6 protein-coding genes are annotated in these 6,340 nt (G+C 63.5%); all 6 read left to right on the plus strand.

Annotated elements, in window-relative coordinates; all coding sequences use genetic code 11:
• Window positions 1–84: 84 nt before the first annotated feature.
• Window positions 85–1,530 (plus strand): FAD-binding oxidoreductase, encoded by a 1,446-nt coding sequence (locus DW2_RS18125; protein WP_038148748.1) that lies wholly within the window; start codon window positions 85–87, stop codon window positions 1,528–1,530.
• A 32-nt stretch (window positions 1,531–1,562) separates the two neighbouring features.
• On the plus strand, window positions 1,563–2,279 hold the full coding sequence (locus DW2_RS18130) for a FadR/GntR family transcriptional regulator (RefSeq protein ID WP_038148750.1): 717 nt from the start codon (window positions 1,563–1,565) through the stop codon (window positions 2,277–2,279).
• 138 nt (window positions 2,280–2,417) lie between these two features.
• Window positions 2,418–3,584 carry a fumarylacetoacetate hydrolase family protein gene (locus DW2_RS18135; RefSeq protein WP_038148752.1) on the plus strand — a complete coding sequence of 389 codons (1,167 nt, stop codon included), beginning with the start codon at window positions 2,418–2,420 and terminating at the stop codon, window positions 3,582–3,584.
• A gap of 4 nt (window positions 3,585–3,588) precedes the next feature.
• Window positions 3,589–4,125 (plus strand): TRAP transporter small permease, encoded by a 537-nt coding sequence (locus tag DW2_RS18140; protein WP_038148754.1) that lies wholly within the window; start codon window positions 3,589–3,591, stop codon window positions 4,123–4,125.
• Window positions 4,122–5,399, plus strand: a complete 1,278-nt coding sequence (locus DW2_RS18145) for a TRAP transporter large permease (RefSeq protein WP_038148756.1) — start codon at window positions 4,122–4,124, stop codon at window positions 5,397–5,399. The genes DW2_RS18140 and DW2_RS18145 overlap by 4 nt, the downstream gene beginning before the upstream one ends.
• A 48-nt stretch (window positions 5,400–5,447) precedes the next feature.
• Window positions 5,448–6,340 (plus strand): DctP family TRAP transporter solute-binding subunit (locus tag DW2_RS18150; RefSeq protein WP_038148761.1); only part of this gene is annotated, 893 nt, incomplete at its 3' end.

The raw sequence follows: 6,340 nt of genomic DNA on the forward strand, positions 1-6,340 counted from the left end.
ATGGAGGTTGTAATGTTGTCTGATAACCCGATATATGAAGGATGCAAACTGTTTTTCGGCCTTCGGGCGTCAGGAGGGGCTGGGATGGGATCGGCAGAAGCACTGGGAAAGGACGCGGCGGCGCACCAGAAACTGAAGATGCTTCGTGAACGGCTGGAAAGCGACATCGTCACGGCAGACGCGGATATCGTTGCGCGTTATTCCACCGACTGGCACGGGGATGTCACCTCCTCCGCACTGGCGGTGTTGCGTCCGCGCGCAACCGAAGAGGTTGCTCAGGCGGTGCGCGCCTGCGCCGAACTCGGGATCGGGATCGTGCCGCAAGGCGGGCGAACCGGTCTCGCACTCGGGGCGATACCCGACGCGCCCGAGACGCAGGTGGTGCTCTCGCTCGAGCGGATGAACCGGATCCGCAGCCTCGACCCGGCGGATTTCACCGCGGTGGTGGAGGCGGGAATGGTGCTCGAGGCGTTCAAGGAGGAGGTTGCGGCCCAAGGGCTCTTCTTTCCGCTCGCGCTGGGCGCCCAGGGATCCTGCCAGCTCGGCGGGAACGTCTCGACGAATGCCGGCGGCGTCAACGTGCTGCGCTATGGCATGACGCGCGAGCTGGTGCTCGGCCTTGAGGTGGTGCTGCCCGATGGGCGGGTTCTCGACGGGCTCAGCCGACTGCGCAAGGATAATCGCGGCCTCGATCTGAAGCAGCTTTTCATCGGCGCCGAGGGCACGCTGGGGATTGTCACCGCCGTTTCGGTCAAGCTGATGCCGGCGCCCGAGAAGGTGGCGACGGCGTTGCTGGCGCTGGATTCGCTCGAGGATGTGATCGAGCTCTATCGGCGGGCCCGGCAGCAGTGCTGCGACCTGATGTCGGCCTTCGAATTCATGCCGCCGCTGGCTTTCGCGCTGGCGAAGGAAGGGATCCCCGATCTCGCCCTCCCGCTCGAACCGGGGCACGAGGCCTATGCGCTGGTGGAGATCTCGGGCTCGGGGTTCGTCGATACCGATGTGCTGATGGAACGGTTCCTGGAGCTGAGCATGGGGGATGGTCTGGTGCGCGACGGGGTGGTCGCGCAGTCGCAGGCGCAGGCGCGGTCGATCTGGCTCGTGCGCGAGGGCATGAACGAGGGGCAGGCGCGGCGTGGAAAGCACTTGCGCACAGATCTCTCAGTACCCCTGTCGCGGCTGGCGGATTTCGTGACCGAGGCGGAAAATTCCATTGCAGACTCTCTGCCGGGGGCGATCTGCGTCTCTTATGGCCATGTCGGTGACGGCAACGTCCATCTCAATGTTCTGCCGGTCCCGGACGCCACCGAACCGGTCGACGATCAGATTTGTCGAGCGAAAGCTGTTCTCAACGAGGTTCTGGACCGTTATGACGGATCGATCAGCGCCGAACACGGGCTCGGACGGCTGAAGGCGATGGATTTCGGTGCCCGTGTGCCCGCGGTCCAACGTGATCTGCTGGAGGCGATCAAGCGAGCGATCGATCCGAATTTGACGATGAATCCGCGCTGTCAGATCGTTCTGAACTAAGGGGCGCTGATTGCGGGACAAGAGGCTGACGTATGAATAACGATTTCGAACATCTCGCACGCACGGAGCATCTTCCGACCCGGATCGCGACGCAATTCGCCAAGCGCATCTATGACGGTGTGCTCAAGCCTGGGGACAAGCTGCCAACCGAACACGAGATGTCGAAGACCTTCGGCGTGAGCCGCACGGTGGTGCGCGAGGCGATCGCGCAGCTCCGGAACGAAGGGCTGGTCGAGACCCGCCAGGGCGTGGGCGCCTTCGTGGTCGAGCGGACGTCGCGCCAGATCCGTCTCGAGGACGGCAAGAAGATGGATCGCCACGCCTTCACCGATCTTTACCAGCTTCGGGTGCCGCTCGAGATGGAGGCCGCGGCACTTGCTGCCGTCAATCACACTGACGCGCAGATGGAGGCTCTCGACGCCGCGATGGCGCGGATGCCCGGCGTGAAGGACTGGGGGGAGTCGGGAGTGACGGCCGATCTCGATTTCCACCGGATTATCGCGGAGGCGACGGGCAACGATTACTTCGTGCAGTTCGTCGTCGCGATTTCCGAAAGGATCAGCCATGTGATCGCGATCGCGCGGGCAGAGGGGCCGCTCGAAGACGTGATCTCCAAGACGATAAGCGAGCATGGCGATATCTGCGAGGCGATCCGTAACCGCGACGCCGCTGGTGCGCGCGCGGCGATGCTGCGGCACCTGCAGGGCTCGGCCCAGCGGGTCGGGCTGGAATTCGAATTCGTCGAGTAAGTCGATCCGGGCGATCACAAAAATCTGACGATCCGGATTTAACGGTTGCCGCCGTGATTTCCATTTGTAATGTTGTCAGACATCAGATGTCAGGCGGCACGAGGAGGTGCCGCGACAGGCATGAGGGGGGAGGCCATCATGACGTCAGCGCTCAATTTGGAGCCGGGCCGGGTTCTGCCAGTCGACAGCGATGCGGCATTGCTGGTCGGCCGGGTTTGGTCGGAAGAGGCGGGCGGGCCTTGCGTCGTGGTGCTGCGCGACGGGATCCTGCACGACCTGACGCATGTCACGGCAACCGTCGCGGGGCTGCTCGATGCGCCCGACCTGAGCGAAATCCTCGCGCGCCCCGATCTTCCTGTGCTCGGCCCGCTCGAGGATTTTCTGTCCGGCCGCGCCGGTCGCCTTCTGGCGCCGATTGATCTGCAGGCCGTCAAGGCTGCGGGAGTGACCTTCGCCGACAGCATGATCGAGCGGGTGATCGAGGAGCAGGCCGGCGGCGATGCGGCCGAGGCGGATGCGATCCGCGCCCGGCTCGCGCCGGTGATCGGCGAGAGCCTGCGCGGCCTGAAGGCCGGATCGGACGCGGCGGCGAAGATCAAATCCCTGCTGCAGGAAATGGGCCTCTGGTCGCAATATCTCGAGGTCGGAATCGGCCCGGATGCTGAAATCTTCACCAAGGCGCAGCCAATGTCGGCGGTCGGCTGCGGCGACGCGATCGGCATTCACCCGATTTCGGAATGGAACAATCCCGAGCCGGAGATCGTGCTCGCGATCCGCTCGGACGGCGCGATCGTGGGGGCGACGCTCGGAAACGACGTGAACCTGCGCGATGTCGAGGGCCGCTCCGCGCTCCTGCTCGGCAAGGCAAAGGACAACAACGCCTCCTGTGCGATCGGCCCCCTCATCCGCATCTTCGATGACGGCTTCACGCTGGCGGATGTGGAGCGCGCGGTGGTCACGCTCTCGGTGACCGGCCCGGACGGGTTCGAGATGACCGGCGAAAGCCGGATGGAGGCGATCAGCCGCAGCCCCGAGGATCTGACGCGGCAGATGATCAACCGAAGCCATCAGTATCCTGACGGGGCGGTGCTGTTTCTTGGGACCCTCTTCGCGCCGGTGCAGGATCGTCGGGCTGCGGGGCAGGGCTTTACCCACGAGATCGGCGATCTGGTCGAGATTGCCTCACCCCGGCTCGGCACGCTGGTGAACAGGGTGCAGCGCAGCGACGCCTGCCCGGAATGGAACTTCGGCAGCCGGGCGCTGATCGCCAATCTGGTCGCGCGCGGCCTCGGGGACAGGATCTGAGCCGATGAGACGACTGGTCGATCTGATATACCGCGCTCTCGACATCCTGCTGGGGCTCTTGCTTTCGGGCATGGCGCTGATGGTGTTTCTCAACGTCATTCTTCGTTACGCCTTCGATTCCGGTATTGCCGTTTCGGAAGAACTGTCGCGCTTCTTCTTCGTCTGGCTCACCTTCATCGGCGCCGTCGTCGCCCATCACCATCACATGCACATGGGGATGGAAACGGTGGTCGCCGCCTGTGGACGGCGCGCGCGAATGGTGCTGATGGGGCTAAGCGATCTGGTGATCATCGGCTGCTCGGTCGTGCTGTTCTGGGGGACCTGGAAGCAGCTTCCGCTCAACATGTCGATGACTGCCCCGGTGACGATGACCCCGATGGGCTGGGTCTATGGAACAGGGCTCTTCACCGCCACCGGCATCATACTGATCACGCTCGAACGTCTGTTTCGCCTGCTGACGGGGCGGCTCACGGAGGAGGAACTCGCCCGGTTCGTCGGCGAATTCCACGATGCCGACAAGATCGAAGGACACATGTCATGACGCTTGTCGTCTTTCTCGTTTCGCTGATCGGTGCGATGGCCATCGGCGTGCCGGTCGCCTTTGCCCTGATTTTCTGCGGCATCACGCTGATGGGCTACCTGGGCATGTTCAATACCCAGATCATCGCGCAGAACATGGCGATCGGCGCCAATACCTTCACGCTGCTCGCGATCCCGTTCTTCATCCTTGCGGGCGAACTGATGAACGCGGGAGGGTTGTCGCGTCGGATCATCGATTTCGCGATCGCCTGCGTCGGGCATATCCGGGGTGGCCTGGGGATTGTCGCGATCATGGCCGCGGTCATCCTCGCTTCGATCTCGGGATCGGCCGCAGCCGACAGTGCCGCGCTCGCCGCGATCTTGCTGCCGATGATGGCGCGGGCGGGGTACAACCTGCCGCGCTCGGCCGGGTTGATCGCCGCAGGCGGCGTGATCGCGCCGGTGATCCCGCCCTCGATGGCCTTCATCATCTTCGGCGTCGCCAGCAACCTGTCGATCTCCAAGCTGTTCATGGCCGGGATCGTGCCGGGCGTGCTGATGGGCACGGTGTTGATCGCGACCTGGCTGATCGTGGCACGCAAGGACGATGTTGAGATGCTGCCGCGCGCCAGCTGGCGCGAGCGGGGCCGGACCGGTGCGCGGGCGATCTGGGCGCTGGGCATGCCGGTGATCATCCTCGGGGGCATCAAGTTCGGCGTCGTCACCCCCACTGAGGCCGCGGTGATCGCAACCTTCTACGCGCTTTTCGTGGGTCTTTTCGTCTATCGCGAGCTGACGCTGGCAGCCTTGCCCGGGGTGATTATCGCGGCGGCGCGCACCACGGCGGCGATCATGTTCCTCGTCTGCGCCGCGCTTGTCTCGGCCTGGCTGATCACGATGGCAAACATCCCCGCCGAGATAGGCTCCTTCATCGCGCCACTGATCGAGCATCCCAAGCTGCTGATGGCCTTCATCATGGTGCTGATCATCCTCGTCGGCACCGCGCTCGACCTGACGCCGACGATCCTGATCCTGACGCCTGTACTGCTGCCGCTGGTGCAGAAGGCGGGGATCGACCCGATCTATTTCGGCGTGATGTTCATCATGAACTGCTGCATTGGCCTTCTGACGCCCCCGGTCGGCGTCGTCCTGAACGTGGTCAGCGGGGTCGGGAGGATCCCCCTGGGCCGTGTCGTCATCGGTGTCTCGCCCTTTCTCGTGGCCGAGGTCCTGGTGTTGTTCCTGCTCGTGGCTTTTCCCCAGATCGTGCTGGTTCCGGCGCACTGGTTCTACTGACCGGCCACGGGGGCATCTCTACCAACTTTGATTTCCTGGGAGGATCTAATGAAAACCCAAGCACTCAAGGCGGCACTGCTGCTGGGCACGATCATGGCGGTGGCCAGCCCCGCGGCGGCCGAGTTCCAGGACCGCACGATCCGGATCTCGAACGGCGTGGCGGAAAACCACCCGGTCCACAACGGCATCGACGCGATGCAGCAATGCCTCGACAAGAAGACCGGCGGCAAGATGAAGCTGCAGGCTTATTGGAGCGGCGCGCTCGGCGGCGATCTTCAGGCGACCCAGGCGCTGCGCTCGGGTGTGCTGGATGCGGTCGTGACCTCGTCCTCGCCGCTCGTGGGCATCGAACCCGCGCTGGGCGTGTTCGATCTGCCGTTCCTTTTCCAGTCGAACGAGGAGGCCTATACCGTCATGGACGGCGACTTCGGCAAGTTCCTCGACGACAAGCTGGCCGAGAAGGGGCTGGTCAATCTTGCCTACTGGGAGAACGGGTTCCGCAATGTCTCCAACTCGAAGCGCCCGATCACCAAATGGGAGGATCTGAAGGGCATCAAGATCCGGGTGATGCAGAACAACATCTTCCTCGACACGTTCGACAATCTCGGAGCGAACGCCACGCCGATGGCCTTTGGCGAGGTGTTCTCGGCGCTCGAGACCGGGGCGATCGACGCTCAGGAAAACCCCTATGTCACGATCGACACCTCGAAATTCTACGAGGTCCAGAAATATATCAGCGAGACCAAGCACGCCTACACGCCGTTCCTGTTCCTGTTCTCGAAGCCGATCTTCGACACGTTCGCTCCCGACGAGCAGCAGGCATTGCGTGACTGTGCGGTGGAAGGCGGCAGCGTCGAGCGCAACGTCATCCAGGATCTCAACCAGAAATCGCTGAAGAAGATGGAGGATGCCGGGCTCGAGTTCAACAAGGTCTCCCCCGA

The organism is Thioclava atlantica (assembly GCF_000737065.1).
Lineage (GTDB): Bacteria > Pseudomonadota > Alphaproteobacteria > Rhodobacterales > Rhodobacteraceae > Thioclava > Thioclava atlantica.

Bases quoted from the DNA above. Each gene is read 5' to 3' on its own strand.
- DW2_RS18125 (WP_038148748.1), top strand. From the start codon at position 85: ATGGGATCGGCAGAAGCACTGGGAAAGGACGCGGCGGCGCACCAGAAA.
- DW2_RS18130 (WP_038148750.1), top strand. From the start codon at position 1,563: ATGAATAACGATTTCGAACATCTCGCACGCACGGAGCATCTTCCGACC.
- DW2_RS18135 (WP_038148752.1), top strand. From the start codon at position 2,418: ATGACGTCAGCGCTCAATTTGGAGCCGGGCCGGGTTCTGCCAGTCGAC.
- DW2_RS18140 (WP_038148754.1), top strand. From the start codon at position 3,589: ATGAGACGACTGGTCGATCTGATATACCGCGCTCTCGACATCCTGCTG.
- DW2_RS18145 (WP_038148756.1), top strand. From the start codon at position 4,122: ATGACGCTTGTCGTCTTTCTCGTTTCGCTGATCGGTGCGATGGCCATC.